Here is a 15,189-nt window from a genome sequence, read left to right as displayed (position 1 = left end):
CAGGAAGGCGCACACGGTCTCTCCCAGCCGGGCATGGGGCATGGCGACCACTGCGGCGCCCGTCACCGAAGGATGCTGGTGCAGCAGATCCTCCACCTCCTTGGCGCTGATCTTCTCGCCACCGCGGTTGATCAGATCCTTGATCCGACCCGTGAAGACCACCGCGTTGTCGGGCGTGAGATAGCCGACGTCGCCAGTGTGGAAGAAGCCGTCTTCATCGAAGGCATCGCGGGTCTGCTGCGGGTCGGCATAGCCGACGAAGAGCGAAGGGCCTCGCGCGCAGATCTCACCCTCGCTGCCCGGCGGCAGCGGATGCCCGGCAGGGTCGAGCACCCGCACCTCGTAGTCCACCACCTCGCCGTCGGTCTCTGCTGCCAGGCGCGCCTGGTCGGGACGGCTGAAGCCCAGGGTGATCATGGGCGCCTCGCTGGAGCCGTAGACGCGAAAGGCGGTACACCCCGGGAGGACGCGCGCCACGCGATGGATGACTTCCGGCGCAACCGCGGCGCCGCCACAGGGAAACAGGCGCAGCGATGGCAAACGGCGTCGCTCGCGTTCGGCCACATCCATCAGCTCCTGCAGGAACGGCGTGGCGCCGATGGTGAAGCACACGCCCTCTTGCTCGATGATGTCCGCGGCGCGGACCGCGTCCCACCGCTCCATCAGCACGCAGCGTGTGCCGACGTAGAAGGGCATCTCGATGCCATGGCTGAAGCCCGTGACATGGGTCAATGGCGACGGCATGAGCGTCGTGTCGCCCGGCTTCAGGCCCCAGTGCCGGGCGCACATCAGCGTGGCGCGGATCAGCGTGTCGTGCGTGTGCAGCACCGCCTTCGGTCGCCCGGTGGTGCCGGATGTATAGAGCACCAGCTTGACCGCGTCGGTGGACACGGCCGGCAGCGGCGCAGGCGGCGGGGCATCGGCGATCAGCTCACGCAGATCGCGACCGGAGCCGTGCGGACCACGCACGGTCCACACATGGGCCAAGTCGGGCAGATGGGGCCGCAAGCGCTCCAGCATGGCCGCATGGTCCCAGCCGCGGAACTCGGGCGCGATGAAGATGCCCTTGGCACGGCTGTCCGCAAGGATCAGCTCGACCTCCTTGTCGCGATAGATGGTCACGATCGGGCACACGACCACGCCCAGCAGGCAGGCAGCGACATCGATGACAGCCGCTTCGTGCCAGTTGGGGGTCTGAAAGGCCAGCACATCGCCTGGGCGGAAGCCGGACGCCTGCAGGTACGACGCCAGCGCGCGGGCCTGCGACCACACTGCGCCGGCGCTCACCGGCGTGCCACCGCAGACCTGCGTGACCCGGTCCGGCTCGCGCTCGGCCATGTCGCGCAGCGCCGCGGCCACGGTGCGGCGAGGCCATCGGCCGTCGGCCCACCACGCTCGGGCGCGGGCCGCGTCCCACTGCAACTGCCAGCCGCTCACGTCGGTCTTCATCCTCGGATCTCCTCAGGCGGCCGCTTCACACGGCCAGATAGCGCATCTTGAGTTGCGGGTCGGCATCGAACGCGGCCCAGTCGCCGGCGAAGACGATCTGGCCGCTGTCCAGCAGGTACACGTATTCGGTGCACTGCCGCGCATAGGCGATGCTCTGCTCGGCCACCAGCACCGTCAGGCCCAGCGCCGTCCGTGCGGCGCGCACCTCGCGCGCAAGGTCGTTGGCCACCTTGGGCGCCAAGCCTTCTGCCGGTTCGTCGAGCATCAGCAGGGCCGGCGATGCCATCAGGCCCCGCGCGACGGCCACGAGTTGCTGTTGGCCGCCAGAGAGTTGATCGCCCAGCCGCTCCAGCAGCGGAGCCAGCAGGGGAAACAGCTTTACTACCGTGTCCACGGTCATGCGGGGTCGGTCACGGGGTGCGGCATACCAGGCCAGCTCCAGGTTCTGGCGGACGGTCAGAGTCGCGAAGAGCCGACGGTCCTCCGGCACCAGCGCCAGGCCCATCCGCGCGCGCGCCTCGGTGGACTGCCCCTGCAGGGCCACGCCGTTGAAGCGCAACTCTCCTTGCGTGCGCGGGCCCGCGTCCAGCACGGACTTCATGAGCGTCGACTTGCCCGCGCCATTGCGCCCGAGCAGGGCCACGCCGGCACCGGCGGGCACACGCAGGTCGATGCCGAACAGCGCCTGGCTGTCGCCGTAGGAAGCCTGCAGGCCTCGGATCTCAAGCATGTGCCATGTCCTCCTCGGCGCCCAGATAGACCTCCTGCACCCGGGCGTCGGCGCGGATCTGCGCGGGTGTGCCCGAAGCGATGAGCTCACCATGGTGCAGTACGGAGATGCGGTCAGCCAGGCCGAAGACGACGTCCATGTCGTGCTCGGTCAGCAGCATCGACAACCGATGGCGCTGCCGCACGGCATTGAGCAACGTCACCGTGGCCTGCCTCTCTGCAGCCGACATGCCGGCCGTGGGCTCGTCAAGAAACAGGATGGTCGGCTGCAGGGCCAGCACCATTGCCAGTTCGAGCCGTTTGCGGTCGCCATACGGAAGGCTGCCCGCTGACACGTCAGGCCGACCGGCAAAGCCGGTGTCGGCCAGCAGTTGCGGCATCGCCTCCTCGAAGCCCCGCGCTGTCGCGCGCGAGATGCCGCGCCACGGCCGGGCCCGGCGCTCCCGCGCCTCCAGAGCGACGCGCAGGTTGTCGCGCACGGACAGACCGGTGAAGACCTTGGCCACCTGGAAGGTTCGGCCGAAGCCGCGGTGCACCCGCGCATGGGCGGGCATCCGGCCCAGATCCTCGCCCGCAAAACGCACCTGCCCCCGGTCGGCCACGAGTTCGCCCGTGAGGACCTTGAACAGCGTGGTCTTTCCTGCACCGTTGGGGCCGATGACCACGTGCGATTCGCCCGGCTCGACCGTCAGGCTCACGTCGCTCAGGACGGGGATGCGTCCATACGCCTTGATCAGGCCCAGGGCTTCCAGGCGGGCGGGCGCGAAGCGGCCTTCAGCGTCGCCTGGGGGCGGTGTGCTCTGCCGAGCGCCACTGGGGTTGCTCATCGCATGGCCTCCCGACGAGTCGCGGGGCGGGTGAGCGCTTCCGGCGCCGGGCGGCGCAGCCGATCCACCAGACCCAAAATGCCACCGGGCAAGGACAACACCACCCCGAGCAGCAGCAGGCCGGTGACCATGTCGGAGAGCCCAACCAGTGTGCGGGTGGCGTAGAACACGCACGACAGAACGATGGCGCCCAGTACCGGACCCCAGAAATACGCGCTACCACCCAGAAGCGTGTAGAGGATGGGGTTGGTGGAGTTGGACCAATGCGCCAATTCCGGCGTCACGATCTGGGCCCAAGGCGCCACCAGCGCACCGGCAGCAGCCGTGACACCCCCCGCGATGGCGAAGATTGCCAGCCGATGCCGTTTGACCGGGATGCCCAGGAATTCCGCGCGGTCCGGGTCCTGCTTGAGCGCCTGCAGGGCCCGCGCAAAGGGGGTTCCCTGCAGCCAGCGCACGAACGCAATGAGCAGTGCGCATGTGACGACGATGGCAAAGTAGAAGCGGTCACCCTGCGCCAGATCGAGGCCCCAGGTCGCTCCGCCCAGACGTGGACGCGCCAGGCCGGCCAACCCGTCGTTCCGGCCCAGCACCGAAGTGTTGGCGATCAGCAGATGCACCAGCTCGGCGAAGGCCAATGTGAGGATGGCGAAGTACACGCCTTCGCTACGCCGCAGCGCCACCATGCCGACTGCCGTGGCCAGAGCCGCACCCAGCAGCCCGGCCAGCGGCACCATCAGCACGAAGGGCACGGCCTGCGACTGCAGCAGCAGCGCGCAGAGGTAGGCGCCGGCTGCGAAGAACATCGCCTGGCCGAAGCTGAGCACACCCGACAGGCCGAACAGGAGGTTGAAGGCGAGGCCGAAGACCGCGTTGATCCAGATCATGCCGGCGATGAAGACCAGCCCGCGGTTCAGCCCGGCGGGCACCAGCAGCGACGCCAGCACCAGAAGAGCCAGGACCATCCAGTCGCGCCGGGAGATGGCGACGCCCCGCTTGACGGGCGCGGAAGCGGCGTTCATGCGCGGGCCTTTCCCATGAGGCCCTGTGGGCGAAGCAGCAATATCAGCGTCATGGCCAGGAAGAAGGGCAGACCGGGCAGACCGGGCAGCACCCACTGCCCCACCGCGTCGATCAGCCCGAGCAACAGCGACCCCACGAATGCGCCACTGATGCTGCCCATGCCGCCGATGATGATGACGCCGAAGGCCTGGATCACGAAGGCGCTGGCCAGCGTCGGCGACAAGGTCTGGTTCGACAACAGCAGCCCGCCGGCCAGTCCGGCCAGCGCAAACCCCAGCGCCACCGCGCCGGTGTACACCCAGCGCACCCGGATGCCCAGCAAACGGGCCATCCAGGCATCGGCCGCGATCGCCTTGACGAGCCGGCCAGGCGCCGTCCGGTTGAGAAAGCCCTCCAGCCCCAGGTACACCACGACACCGCACACGATGATGAAGAGCGACAGGCGCGGAAGCACGGCGTCGCCGAGCAACCAGGCGCCGTCCAGTACCGCAGGCGGCATCACACTGTGATAGTTGAGGCCCCACAGCAGCTTGGTGGACCCTTCGCACACCAGCAGAAGGGCATAGGTGGCGATCAGCACATAGGCGTCGTCGACGCCAGACAGCCGCCGCAACACGAGGCGGTCGACCACCAGGCCCAGCAGCGCCACGGCTACCCCGGCTACCAGCGACGCGAACAGGTAGAAGGCGATGGAGCCCGCGCCGCCAAGCGCCTGCGTCAGAGAGTACGCCGCATAGGCGCCGATCATGAAGAAGCCACCGTGGGAGAAGTTGAGGATGTGCAGCGTTCCGAACACCAGCGTGAGGCCGGCAGCGACAAGGAAAGTCGCCATGGCCCAGGTCAGGCTGTTCACAAGCAGCGTGGCAATGTCCGACAGCGCCATGACGGGACCGTCCTCAGGCCGTGCGCAACTGCAGCTTCTTGCCCGGGGTCGGCGGGAACAGGACCGACTTCCCGTCCACCTTGACATACTGCGCGACCTTGTAGCCCTTCGCATCATCGGCCGGCTCGAGGTAGACGAGCTCGACATCCTTGATGGCCTGGTTGTCCTCGGCGCGCATGGTGCGCGGCCCCGTCACGGTGTCCCAGGTCAGGCCCTTGAGGTTGGCGATGACAGCATCCGTGTCCGTCGATTTGCCCTTCTCGATGGCCTTCTGCAGGGCGTAGAGGCTGGCATGCGCTTCTGCGGCCCAGCCCAGGGGTTCGGGGTCCTTGGTGCGTGCCGTGTAGTCGGCCACGAAGCGGTCGCTGATCGGGTTGCCCTTGTTGGCAGCAGCGTAGTAGTGCATGCCCGTCCATTGCGGCGGCAGCTGCTGCTTGAGTCCGCGCGCGACGAGGAACTCGTTGGCAGCATCGCAGATGACCTTGTAGCGACTCATCAGGCCGAAGCCGCGGGCCTGCTGGAACATGGTGATCGCATCGCCGCCATAGGTGCAGTTGAAGACACCATCCGCCGGTTGGCGCAGTGCCTGGGTGATCGAGTTGCGGTAGTCGGAAACCCCATAGGGCATGAGCACCGGATCGATGATCTCGGGCTTCTTGCCGGTGAGTGCCGGATAGAACTCCAGCAACGCGTCGACGAAGATGCTCCAGGTGGTGCGACCATATTCGTGGTCGGGCACCAGGCCCGTCCATCGCGTGATCTGAGGGTACTTCTGTGCCATCAGCTTGGCCTGTGCCCGGGTGCGTGCATCGGGCGCGTCGCCGGGGCGGAACACGTTGGGCGAGTAGTTCTCGTGGTTCATCTTCTCGGTACCCGCGCCGCAGGTCATGAAGACGCCCTTCTCCTGCTGCATCACCGGCGCCAGCGCCAGCACCACGGCGCTGGAGATGCCGCCGGTGTGCAGGTTGATGCCGGCGCCGAGCAGCTCGCGTGCCGCCGCGAGCGCAGCAGCCGGATTGGCCTTGTCGTCGCGCAGTTCCAGGGCCACCTGACGGCCCAGGATTCCCCCCGCCTTGTTGATCTGCTCCACCGCGATCTCGGCGCCGTTCTTCACGTAGGAGCCGATGAACTCCTGTGGGCCGCTCAGCGGCGTGATGAGCCCGATGCGCAGCGGCCCGGACTGGGCACGGACCCAGGCCGGCATGCTGGCGACGGTCGCCGCGGCGGCGGCCTGCTTGAAGAGGGTGCGGCGATGCAGGGATGTCATGGTGTGTCTCCGGATTGCTCTTGGTGGCGGTGGAAGGTCGGGGCGACAAAGGCAGGCTCAGCGCCCGCTGAAGACGGGCTTGCGCTTCTCGCGGAAGGCGCGCACGGCCTCGGCATGGTCCTGGGTGAGGTTGGACATGCATTCGTACGCCACGCCGGCATCAAAGTAGCTGTGGAACAACTGGCGCAACGGCAGGTTGGCGGTGATCTTGCTCCAGCGGATGGCCTTGGTGGCGCCCGATGCCAGCTGGGACGCCAAGGCGTCGACGGTGCCGTCGAGCTGTGCGAGCGGCACCACCTCGGTAAGCAGACCGATCCGCTCTGCCTCTTTGGCACTCAGCAGCTCGCCGGTCAGCAGATAGCGCTTGGCTTTGGCATAACCCACCAGTTGCGGCCAGATCAACGCGCCGCCATCGCCTGCGACCAGGCCCACGCTCACATGCGGATCGCCGATGCAGGCCTCGTCGGAGGCGATGATCACGTCACTCAGCAATGCAAGGCTGGCGCCCAGGCCGGTCGCGTGCCCGTTGAGCTTGCAGATCAGCGGCTTCTCCAGGTCGAGCTGCGAATAGACGATGTCTTTTGCCTCTCGGGCGGTGCGCTCGAACTCGGCGGGCTCATCGATGGACTGCTGCATCCAGTCGATGTCACCACCGGCACAGAAGGCACGGCCTCGGCCGGTGAGGACGACAACATCGCTGCCTTCGTCTCGTTGCGCGTCGGTGAAGACGCGGGACAGCTCGTAGTGCAGCCGCGCATTGACCGCATTGCGCTGCTCGGGCCGGTTGAGCGCAATGGTCAGCACGCGACCCTGGCGCTCGAACTCGATGCAGGTGTAGCTGGAAAAGTCCATTCAGATCTCCTGTGAAGTGGGCGCGCCGCCAGCGCGGACGAACGCAGCCATGTGCAGATCCTCGGCGCCGTGCCATTGCGCGTTGACGCGGGCGCGGCGCAGGTAGTGGCTGGCCGCGTGTTCCTCGGTGATGCCGATGCCGCCGTGCATCTGTACCGCTTCCTGCGTCAGCTTGCGGGCGTTCTCGCAGGCCAGCGCCTTGGCAGCATGCACGGCACGCGCCGCCTCGACGGGTGGGGCGTTGCCGCACAAGGCGGCAACCGCTTCGTCGATGACTGCACGACTTTCGGCGATCCGGATGTATGCATCCACCGCGCGGTGCTGAAGGGCCTGGTTGCTGCCGATGGGCATGCCGAACTGCCGCCGCGTCTTCAGATGTTCCAGCGTCTGATCGAAGGCCGACTGCATCAGGCCGAGCGAATCCGACGCTACCGCGACGGCCGCCAGTGCGCGGGCCTGGGCCATGGCGTCGGCAATGCGACCCTCGGGGTCGGCCAGAGGCTCGGCAATCGCCGCGGCCAGATGCACCGTGGCGGCCCCACGTCCGTCGAGCAGCGGATACGGCTGGCGTTGCACGCCGCTGGCGGAGACCGGCAGGTACCAGAGTCGGCCATCTGCGGGAATCAGCAGGGCATCGGCGATGTCCGCGTCCACCGCCACCTCGAGGCGGCCCTGCAGTCGACCGTCTGCGGTGAGCGTGACGCCCGGCCCCACGTCCTGATCGGGTGGGACCAGGGCAACCACAATGCGGGTGCCTTGCTGCATGTCGGGCAGCCACTTCGACCTTTGCGTGGCGTCGCCCAGCGCTTCGATCAGCTGCGGTGCGAGTACGCCGCTGCTCAGCAGCGGCTCCGTGAGCAATGCGCTTCCCGCGATCTGGCAGAGCAGGGCGATGGACGAGGGGCGCAGGCCGAAGCCGCCGTGGGCCTCGGAGGTCGCGACCGCGAACCAACCCAGCTCGGCAAGAGAGCGCCAAATTGCCGGATCATGGCGACGCCTGTCGGGCGCGAGGTGCTGCCGGTCCTCGAAACGATGGCGCTGTGCAACCCACCGGCGCGCAGCCGATTCGAGGGCCTGATCGGTGTCGTCCATCCAGGTCGTCAGGTTCACAGGCCGAGCTCCGCTTTGCTGATGATGTTGCGTTGGATCTCGTTGGAGCCGCCGTAGATGGTCGACGCGCGGCCATGCAGATACTCGCGCACTGCACCGGGCGTCGTGGCAGGCCCCACGGGGGACGCGAGGGTGTCGGCGTTCACGAAAAGGGGGTCGTAGACCACGGCTGCAGCGCCCAACCAATCCAGCGTGGCCTCGGCAATGGCCTGCTGCAGCTCGGTGCCGCGGATCTTCATGATCGATGCTTCGACCCCGGGTGGTGCCGCCGGGTCCATGGTGCGGGCGTAGGCCAGGCAGAAGGCGCGCAGCGCATGCAGGCGCAGTTCCAGCTCGGCCAGCCGCCGCTCGAAGACGGGGAGATTGCGCACCGCATCGCTGGGCGCCTCGGCCATCAACGCACGAAGGTGCTGCAGCTGGCGCGTGGCGCGGCCCGTCTCGGCCGAGAGGATGCGCTCGTTGGACAGCAGGAACTTGGCGTAGCTCCAACCCTTGCCCTCCACGCCCACGAGCATCTCCACGGGCACCTCGACCTCATCGAGGAAAACTTCATTGACATGATGGCAGCCGTCCATGGTGCGGATCGGACGCACCTGCACGCCGGGGCTGCGCATGTCGATGAGCAGGAACGAGATGCCCTGCTGGGGCCGGCCTTCGTCACTGGTGCGCACCAGGCAGAACATCCAGTCGGCCCATTGCACATAGCTGGTCCAGATCTTCTGGCCACTGACGACGTAGCGGTCGCCGCGCCGCACAGCCCGCGTCTTGAGGCCGGCGAGGTCCGAGCCGGCACCGGGCTCGGAATAGCCTTGCGCCCACCACTCCTGCGACGACAGGATGGGCGGCAGGAAGCGTCGCTTCTGCGCCTCGGAGCCGAAGGTGTAGATCACCGGCCCGACGTAGTTCACGCCGAACGGAATCAGCCACGGCGCGCCGCAGCGCATGCTCTCCTCCTCGAACACGAAGCGTTGAAGCGGCGTCCATGCCGCGCCGCCGTGTTCCCGCGGCCAGTGGCCGGCCACCCATCCGCGGGGTGCCAACGAACGAAGGAAGGCGAGGTTGTCTTCCTTGGTCAGAAAGAGGTTCGCCTGCACCTTGTCGCGAACGTTGCGCGGCAGCTCGTTCTCGCAGTAGTCGCGCACTTCCTGACGAAAGCGTTGTTCGGCTTCAAAGGCAGGGCTGTTCAGCATCATACAAACAAAATGAACGATGAGTCATAATTCAGTTTCGTTCGATCCGATGCGTTGACCACTAGGGAAAACGCTGCGGCTCGGCACGCCGGGCCGCTTCAGTAGACTGGAACAGAGGCTGTTCGCCGTCGAGCGAAGCCAGAAAGGACGCGTATTGGCCGCCGTGACAGGCATCCCTCGCACCGCGAGAAAAAAATCAGCCGCTGTGCGACTCAGCCGCGAGGAGAAGGCAGCGCGCACCCGTGATCGCCTGATGGTCTCTGCCGCCAGGGTGGTGGGCGAGTTCGGCTACCGCGATGCTTCAGTCCAGCGCATCACGGCAGAGGCAGGCATTGCCCAAGGCACCTTCTACCTCTACTTCGAATCCCGGCAGGCGCTCTTCGACGAGCTCCTGCCGTACTTCGGCGTCCAGATGCTCGAACTCGTGCGCCAGCGTGCGCACGGCGCAAAGGGCTTCTTCGAGGTGGAGGAGGTAGGCGCCCGCGCAGTCTTCGAATACCTTTCGGAAAACCCGTGGTTCTGGCGCGTGCTCAACGAAGCGGAAGTGGAGGCGCCCAAGGCCTGGTCCCGTCACCACGAAGAGGTTGTGCGTCGCTACGTGAAGTTTCTCAAGCGGGCGAAGCGAGATGGGGAAATCATCAACTACGGTGAAGATGAACTCGCCACGCTGGCCTACCTGCTCATTGCAGCGCGGGACTACCTGTACCTCTACCACCTCCATCGGCGGACACAGTCTTCCGGCATACCAGACGCGGTGATGAAGACCTACCTCCGTTTCCTCAAGGGAGGCCTGATGGGTGGAGGGCTTCCGGGGGGAGCGCCATGAGCGCTTGCTCAGCGACTTGACACCAGGCCGCAGACGCCGCCCAAAGTGGCGGTCGGACGTCTGCCCTCAGGAGCTGGCCGCAGCGGCCTTCGTCATGGCTCAGGCGGCTGCGGCCGCGCCCGCTTCGAACTGGATCGTCGCCAGCCCGCGGTCCAGGTGCACGTTCAGCTCGCTCACCATGTCGTCCAGGCTGTCGCCCAGCGCGCAGTCGAGGAAGCGCCGGTGATTGGCCTCGAAGTCCACCTTGGGCGCATGCGCGATCTGGCAGATGGCGAAGCCCAGCTGGATCTTCTGCGTCATCTGCTGCCAGAAGGCCGGCATCAGGTGGTTGCCGCAGCGCTCGTAGACCAGGCCGTGGAAATGCGCCTCGGCCCGGATTTCCTCCGACAGGTCGTCGCTGCGCACGGCTGCGATCATGTGGTCGAAGCGGGCCTGCAACTCATCGCGGAAGGCGGCGTCACGCAGCGGCCAGACGCGGCGGTAGGCCTGGGTTTCCATCACGCGGCGCATCTCGTACACGTCGCGCAGCACGGCGGCGTTGACCTCGGTGACGAAGGTGCCGGCATAGGGCCGGTTGGTGGCCAGGCCGCTTTCGATCAGCTCGCGGATGGCCTCGCGCAGCAGCCCACGGCTCACGGCCAGGTCGCCGGCCAGACGGCTTTCGACCAGCTGCGTGCCCGGCGCGATGCGACCCGAGAGGATGGCGCGGCGCAGCGTCTCGGCCACCTGATCGCGGCGGGTGAGTGTGGGCAGGGGCTCGAAGCGGGGGATGCTGCTCATGGTGTGGGCGCGATTCTCGGCCAGGGACTGATGCGGCTAGCGCGGCGGAAGAGCTTCAGGCCCGCAGCGCGAAGCGCTTCTCCAGCCGCGACGCCAGGTACGAGCCCGGGTAGATCAGCACGAAGTAGATCAGGCCCACGGCCGTGAGGATCTCCAGCGGCCGGTAGAAGGCGGCCGACAGCGCACGGCCCTGGTACATCAGCTCCTGCACCGCGATCACCGACGCGATGGAAGTGTTCTTGGCCAGCTCGATGCCGCGGTTGGTGAAGGCTGGCAGCATGCGCGCCAGCACCTGCGGCACGATGACCCGGCGCATCAGCTGGGTGCGCGTCATGCCCAGGGCGCGGGCGCCTTCCCACTGGCCCACCGGCAGCGAGGCGATGCCGCCGCGGAAGATCTCGGAGCAGTAGGCCGAGGCATTGAGCACCAGACCGCACAGCGCCGCCACCAGCGGCGTGAGCTGCATGCCCGTGAGGATGGGGAAGGCATAGAAGAACCAGATCAGCTGCACCATCACCGGCGTGTTGCGAAACAGCTCGACCCAGCTGCGACCCAGCAGCACCGGCACGCGCCGGCCCGATCCGGTGGCCAGCGACAGCAGCAGGCCCAGCACCATCGACAGCGGAAAGGCGATGACCCACAGCAGCGCCGTCATGCCCACGCCCTTGAGCAGCACGGGCCAGTTCTGCAGCACCGGGGTGAAGTCCCAGGAGAAGTCCATTCCGGTCACCTTGCGCTGGCAGAAAGGGGCCGCACGGAGCGCGTCAGGCGCGCCTCCAGCAGGTGCGCCAGCAGGCTCAGCACCAGCAGCGTGACGAAGAAGATGGCCGCCACCACGGTGTAGACCTCCAGCGGGCGGAAGGTGATGCTGTTGACCTGCATGGCCTGGTAGAGCAGGTCGGAGTAGGCCAGCGTCGAGGCCAGCGCGGTGGTCTTGATGAGCTCGAAGGAGCGTTCCATGAAGGGCGGCAGCATGCGCTGCAGCGCCTGCGGCAACACCACGCGCCGCAGCACCTCGGGCGGGCGCATTCCCAGCGCGCGGGCGCCTTCCCACTGACCGCGGTCGATGCTGACCACGCCGCCGCGGAACACCTCGGCATAGAAGGCGCCCGACTGGGTGGAGAGGGCGATGATGGCCGCCACGTACGGGTCCAGGCTCACGCCCAGCACCACGGGCAGCGCATAGAAGGCCCAGAAGAAGTGCACCAGCGGCGGCGTATTGCGGTAGAACTCGGTGAACCACAGGGCCGGCCACTGCAGCCAGCGCGTCTTCGTCAGGCGCATCGTGGCCAGCACGGCGCCGATGAGCACGCCCATGGCAATGGCCACCGCCGCGATGCGGAAGGTGCCGAGCACGCCCGTCAGCAGCATCTGGCGGTATTCCCAGACCGCGCCGAAGTCCCAGTCGTAGTTCATCTGAAGGAGCCCTGCCGCGCCGGCGCTTACTTCTCCAGAGACTCTTTGGTCACGCCCGGCATCTTGTCCGGATCCAGCCCCTTGGTCTTCAGGTACTGCGCATACAGCGCCTGCGTCTGGCCAGACGCATAGAGCTTCTTGAACTGCTCGTCCAGCATGTCGCGGAAGGCCGGGTCCTGCTCCTTGCGCACGCCGGCGCTGGTGGCGATGGCGACCACCGGCTGCGGGATCTGCACGCTGCCCTTCTTGATCTTGGAGTACGCGATGGTCAGCACCGAGTGGTAGAAGCCGATGGCGTCCACGCGGCCGGCATTGAAGGCGGCCACGGTCTCGTCGGTGTTGGTGAAGCGCTCGATCTTGGCGTTGGGCAGGCGCTTGGTGAGGTCGCGGTCGGTGGCGGTGCCCAGGGCCACGCCCACACGCACCGTGGGCTTGTCGAGGTCGCTCCAGTTCTTGACCGTCAGGCCGTCCTTGGCCAGCACGCCCTGGGCATACCAGAGCATCGGCGCGGCCGGGAAGTCGATGGCGCGCTTGCGCTCCTCGGTGGCGTCGAGCACGAACATCACATCGAACTGACCGGACTGCAGGCCGGCCACGCTGTTGGCCCAGGTGGTCTCGACCGGCACCATCTTCACGCCGATGTTCTTGGCGATCTGCTCGCCCATCAGCACGCCCACGCCGGTCCACTGGCCGGTGGCGGGGTCGCGGTAGTACCACGGGTCGCCGGGCGCCACGCCGATGCGCAGCTCACCGGATTTCTTGACCTTCTCCAGCGTCTGGGCCTGGGCCGGCACGCCGGCCAGCAGGCCCAAACCGACCAGGCCGAACAGCAGGCTGCGGCGGGCGGCGGCAAAGCGGGACAGGATGTTCATTCGTCGCTCCTACAAAGTGGACAGGGAGAAAAGAGAAATCAGGCGGCCGGCGCCGTGATGTAGGCCTGGTACAGGTCGGCCAGGCGCTGCGTGAGCGGGCCGTAGCCTTCGGTCGGCAGGCGCCGCCCGTCGATGGCGGCCACGGGCGTCAGGCCGCCCAGCGTGCCGGTGACGAAGGCCTCGTCGGCGGCATAGACCTCCGCCAGCGTGTAGTCGCCCTCGTGCACGGGGATGCCGTTCTCGCGCGCCAGGCGCAGCACCGTGGCGCGCGTGATGCCGTTGAAGCAGTAGCGCCCGGACGAGGTCCACAGCGCGCCGCCGCGCACGATGAAGAAGTTGGTCGAGTTGCAGCTGGAGACGAAGCCGTTCGTGTCCAGCATCAGCGCCTCGTCGGCGCCAATGTGGATGGCCTGGATCAGCGCCTGGATGAAGTTGAGCCGGCTGTGCGAATTGAGCCGCAGGTCGAACACGTCGGGCGTGCTGCAGCGGATGGTGCTGGTGTGCAGCGCCAGGCCGCGCTTCTTGGCCGCAGCGTCGACCACCTTGTGCTCGGCCACGCAGACCACGGTGGCGCCGCCGATGATGAAGCGCGGGTCCTGGTTGGGCGTCTTCTTGAGGCCGCGCGTCACCATGAGGCGTGCATGCGCGCCATCGTGCATGCCGTTCACCTCGAAGGTGCGCAGGATCACGCCCTTGACCTGCTGCTTGGTGAGGCCGATGTCCATGGCGATCGCATTGGCCCCTTCGAACAGGCGGTCGACGTGGGCATCGAAGGAGATCACCCGGCCGTTGACCAGCCGCACGCCTTCCCACACGCCGTCGCCGCAGACGTAGCCGGCATCGAAGATCGACACCTTGGCCTCGCTGCGGGGCACGAAGTCGCCGTTGAGGTAGACGAGTACCTGCTCGTTGCGGTCGTCGGCCCGGTAGGCCTGGGAGCTGGTGGCGGAGGCGGGGCTGGAAAGCTGCATGGAGGAAAGAGGGCGCGGGGTGGGGGGACTGCTCAGAAGCTGAAGGCCGTGAATCGTTCGAGGAAGCGCTGCGTGCGCTCCTTGCGCGGGTGCTTGAGCACCTCGTCGGGCGTGCCGGCTTCGTAGATCTGGCCATCGGCCAGGAAGAGCACCTTGTTGGCGTAGTGGTAGGCGAAGCCCAGCTCGTGCGTGACCAGCAGCATGGTCCGCCCTTCCTCCGCAAGATCGCGGATGACGTTGAGCACCTCGCCCACGAGCTCGGGGTCCAGCGAAGAAGTTGGCTCGTCGAAGAGCAGCACCTCGGGCTCCATCGCCAGCGCGCGGGCAATGGCCACGCGCTGCTGCTGGCCGCCCGACAGGTGGCCGGGATAGGCGTCCGCCTTGTGGGCCAAGCCCACCTTGTCGAGTTCGCGCAGGGCGATCTCCCGGGCGGCCGCGGCGGCCATGCCGCGCACCGTGACGGGGCCTTCCATCACATTGCCCAGCACCGTCATGTGCGGGAACAGGTTGAACTGCTGGAACACCATGCCGACCTGCCGGCGCACCTGTGCCAGTTCGGCCTGGGTGTAGCGCATCGCATCGCCGCCCCGTGCATCAGGACGGCCGACGGGCTGGCCCCTGAGTTCGATCCGCCCGGCGCTCGGCGTCTCCATGAAGTTGAGACAGCGCAGGAAGGTGCTCTTGCCCGAGCCGCTGGAGCCAAGGATGGCCACGCGGTCGCCGGGCTGCACGTCGAAGTCGATGCCCTGCAGCACGTGGTGGTCGCCGAAGCGCTTGTGGAGGCCGCTGATGCGCAGGATGGGCTGGGTCATGGAGGGCGGGAGGGTGAATCGACGTCTGGCGGGAAACGACCAATTTTGTTAGATTGTCCAACAATCGACAGTCTGGTTTCCCTTGCAGCATCCGTGCCAGCTCACTGGGTGCCCACGCGAAAAGGCCCGCGGCGCTTCCACGCCGCGGGCCCTCGAGATCAGACGCTGCGGATTACTTCTGC

The 15,189-nt window shown here is 67.3% G+C and carries 16 protein-coding genes; 1 reads left to right on the top strand and 15 read right to left on the bottom strand.

The features are described from left to right. From QZ772_RS14665 to QZ772_RS14625, 9 genes are all read right to left on the bottom strand, one after another. Positions 1-1,449: AMP-binding protein (locus tag QZ772_RS14665; protein ID WP_295527613.1), on the bottom strand; the 1,449-nt coding region annotated here is incomplete at its 3' end. A gap of 25 nt (positions 1,450-1,474) precedes the next feature. Continuing rightward, entirely contained in the window at positions 1,475-2,179 is a 705-nt protein-coding gene (locus QZ772_RS14660; protein WP_295527610.1) for an ABC transporter ATP-binding protein, read from the bottom strand. Continuing rightward, positions 2,172-3,005, bottom strand: coding sequence for an ABC transporter ATP-binding protein (locus QZ772_RS14655; protein WP_295527607.1), 834 nt, complete (start codon positions 3,003-3,005; stop codon positions 2,172-2,174). Before QZ772_RS14655 ends, QZ772_RS14660 begins: the two co-directional genes overlap by 8 nt. Then, positions 3,002-4,027 (bottom strand): branched-chain amino acid ABC transporter permease, encoded by a 1,026-nt coding sequence (locus tag QZ772_RS14650; protein ID WP_295527604.1) that lies wholly within the window; start codon positions 4,025-4,027, stop codon positions 3,002-3,004. The genes QZ772_RS14655 and QZ772_RS14650 overlap by 4 nt, the downstream gene beginning before the upstream one ends. After that, positions 4,024-4,911 (bottom strand): branched-chain amino acid ABC transporter permease, encoded by an 888-nt coding sequence (locus tag QZ772_RS14645; RefSeq protein WP_294372119.1) that lies wholly within the window; start codon positions 4,909-4,911, stop codon positions 4,024-4,026. The genes QZ772_RS14650 and QZ772_RS14645 overlap by 4 nt, the downstream gene beginning before the upstream one ends. Positions 4,912-4,924: 13 nt before the next feature. Then, entirely contained in the window at positions 4,925-6,178 is a 1,254-nt protein-coding gene (locus QZ772_RS14640; RefSeq protein WP_295527602.1) for an ABC transporter substrate-binding protein, read from the bottom strand. A gap of 57 nt (positions 6,179-6,235) precedes the next feature. Then, the gene (locus tag QZ772_RS14635) at positions 6,236-7,030 is read right to left on the bottom strand and encodes an enoyl-CoA hydratase-related protein (protein WP_295527600.1); all 795 of its coding nucleotides are present in this window, start codon (positions 7,028-7,030) and stop codon (positions 6,236-6,238) included. Further along, on the bottom strand, positions 7,031-8,140 hold the full coding sequence (locus tag QZ772_RS14630; RefSeq protein WP_295527597.1) for an acyl-CoA dehydrogenase family protein: 1,110 nt from the start codon (positions 8,138-8,140) through the stop codon (positions 7,031-7,033). Then, a complete protein-coding gene (locus QZ772_RS14625; protein WP_295527595.1) occupies positions 8,137-9,333 on the bottom strand; it encodes an acyl-CoA dehydrogenase family protein in 1,197 nt (398 codons plus the stop codon). The genes QZ772_RS14630 and QZ772_RS14625 overlap by 4 nt, the downstream gene beginning before the upstream one ends. Positions 9,334-9,493: 160 nt before the next feature. On the opposite strand from QZ772_RS14625, the gene QZ772_RS14620 reads away from it, so the two are divergent. Beyond that, the gene (locus QZ772_RS14620) at positions 9,494-10,156 is read left to right on the top strand and encodes a TetR/AcrR family transcriptional regulator (RefSeq protein WP_295527615.1); all 663 of its coding nucleotides are present in this window, start codon (positions 9,494-9,496) and stop codon (positions 10,154-10,156) included. Positions 10,157-10,255: 99 nt separating this feature from the next. On the opposite strand, the gene QZ772_RS14615 is transcribed toward QZ772_RS14620, so the two are convergent. The 6 genes from QZ772_RS14615 to QZ772_RS14590 are packed head-to-tail and all read right to left on the bottom strand — an operon-like array spanning position 10,256 to position 15,007. Further along, positions 10,256-10,936 carry a GntR family transcriptional regulator gene (locus QZ772_RS14615; protein ID WP_295527592.1) on the bottom strand — a complete coding sequence of 227 codons (681 nt, stop codon included), beginning with the start codon at positions 10,934-10,936 and terminating at the stop codon, positions 10,256-10,258. Positions 10,937-10,991: 55 nt separating this feature from the next. After that, positions 10,992-11,657, bottom strand: a complete 666-nt coding sequence (locus QZ772_RS14610; RefSeq protein ID WP_295527589.1) for an amino acid ABC transporter permease — start codon at positions 11,655-11,657, stop codon at positions 10,992-10,994. Between the two features lie 5 nt (positions 11,658-11,662). After that, positions 11,663-12,352, bottom strand: a complete 690-nt coding sequence (locus QZ772_RS14605; RefSeq protein WP_295527585.1) for an amino acid ABC transporter permease — start codon at positions 12,350-12,352, stop codon at positions 11,663-11,665. A gap of 26 nt (positions 12,353-12,378) precedes the next feature. Then, the gene (locus QZ772_RS14600; protein WP_295527582.1) at positions 12,379-13,224 is read right to left on the bottom strand and encodes a transporter substrate-binding domain-containing protein; all 846 of its coding nucleotides are present in this window, start codon (positions 13,222-13,224) and stop codon (positions 12,379-12,381) included. A gap of 38 nt (positions 13,225-13,262) precedes the next feature. Beyond that, a complete protein-coding gene (locus QZ772_RS14595) occupies positions 13,263-14,195 on the bottom strand; it encodes an aminotransferase class IV (protein ID WP_295527579.1) in 933 nt (310 codons plus the stop codon). 32 nt (positions 14,196-14,227) lie between these two features. Beyond that, the gene (locus tag QZ772_RS14590) at positions 14,228-15,007 is read right to left on the bottom strand and encodes an amino acid ABC transporter ATP-binding protein (protein ID WP_295527576.1); all 780 of its coding nucleotides are present in this window, start codon (positions 15,005-15,007) and stop codon (positions 14,228-14,230) included. Between the last annotated feature and the right edge of the window lie 182 nt (positions 15,008-15,189).

The sequence above is a fragment of the uncultured Pseudacidovorax sp. genome (genome assembly GCF_913773995.1).
Lineage (GTDB): Bacteria > Pseudomonadota > Gammaproteobacteria > Burkholderiales > Burkholderiaceae_C > Xenophilus.
The sequence above is the reverse complement of the archived record's forward strand: the minus strand, read 5'-3'. Positions and strand labels throughout refer to the sequence as shown.

Coding starts and splice junctions, on each gene's coding strand:
- QZ772_RS14625 (WP_295527595.1), bottom strand. CDS start 9,333: ATGATGCTGAACAGCCCTGCCTTTGAAGCCGAACAACGCTTTCGTCAG.
- QZ772_RS14635 (WP_295527600.1), bottom strand. CDS start 7,030: ATGGACTTTTCCAGCTACACCTGCATCGAGTTCGAGCGCCAGGGTCGC.
- QZ772_RS14615 (WP_295527592.1), bottom strand. CDS start 10,936: ATGAGCAGCATCCCCCGCTTCGAGCCCCTGCCCACACTCACCCGCCGC.
- QZ772_RS14645 (WP_294372119.1), bottom strand. CDS start 4,911: ATGGCGCTGTCGGACATTGCCACGCTGCTTGTGAACAGCCTGACCTGG.
- QZ772_RS14650 (WP_295527604.1), bottom strand. CDS start 4,027: ATGAACGCCGCTTCCGCGCCCGTCAAGCGGGGCGTCGCCATCTCCCGG.
- QZ772_RS14610 (WP_295527589.1), bottom strand. CDS start 11,657: ATGGACTTCTCCTGGGACTTCACCCCGGTGCTGCAGAACTGGCCCGTG.
- QZ772_RS14660 (WP_295527610.1), bottom strand. CDS start 2,179: ATGCTTGAGATCCGAGGCCTGCAGGCTTCCTACGGCGACAGCCAGGCG.
- QZ772_RS14590 (WP_295527576.1), bottom strand. CDS start 15,007: ATGACCCAGCCCATCCTGCGCATCAGCGGCCTCCACAAGCGCTTCGGC.
- QZ772_RS14595 (WP_295527579.1), bottom strand. CDS start 14,195: ATGCAGCTTTCCAGCCCCGCCTCCGCCACCAGCTCCCAGGCCTACCGG.
- QZ772_RS14605 (WP_295527585.1), bottom strand. CDS start 12,352: ATGAACTACGACTGGGACTTCGGCGCGGTCTGGGAATACCGCCAGATG.
- QZ772_RS14655 (WP_295527607.1), bottom strand. CDS start 3,005: ATGAGCAACCCCAGTGGCGCTCGGCAGAGCACACCGCCCCCAGGCGAC.
- QZ772_RS14600 (WP_295527582.1), bottom strand. CDS start 13,224: ATGAACATCCTGTCCCGCTTTGCCGCCGCCCGCCGCAGCCTGCTGTTC.
- QZ772_RS14640 (WP_295527602.1), bottom strand. CDS start 6,178: ATGACATCCCTGCATCGCCGCACCCTCTTCAAGCAGGCCGCCGCCGCG.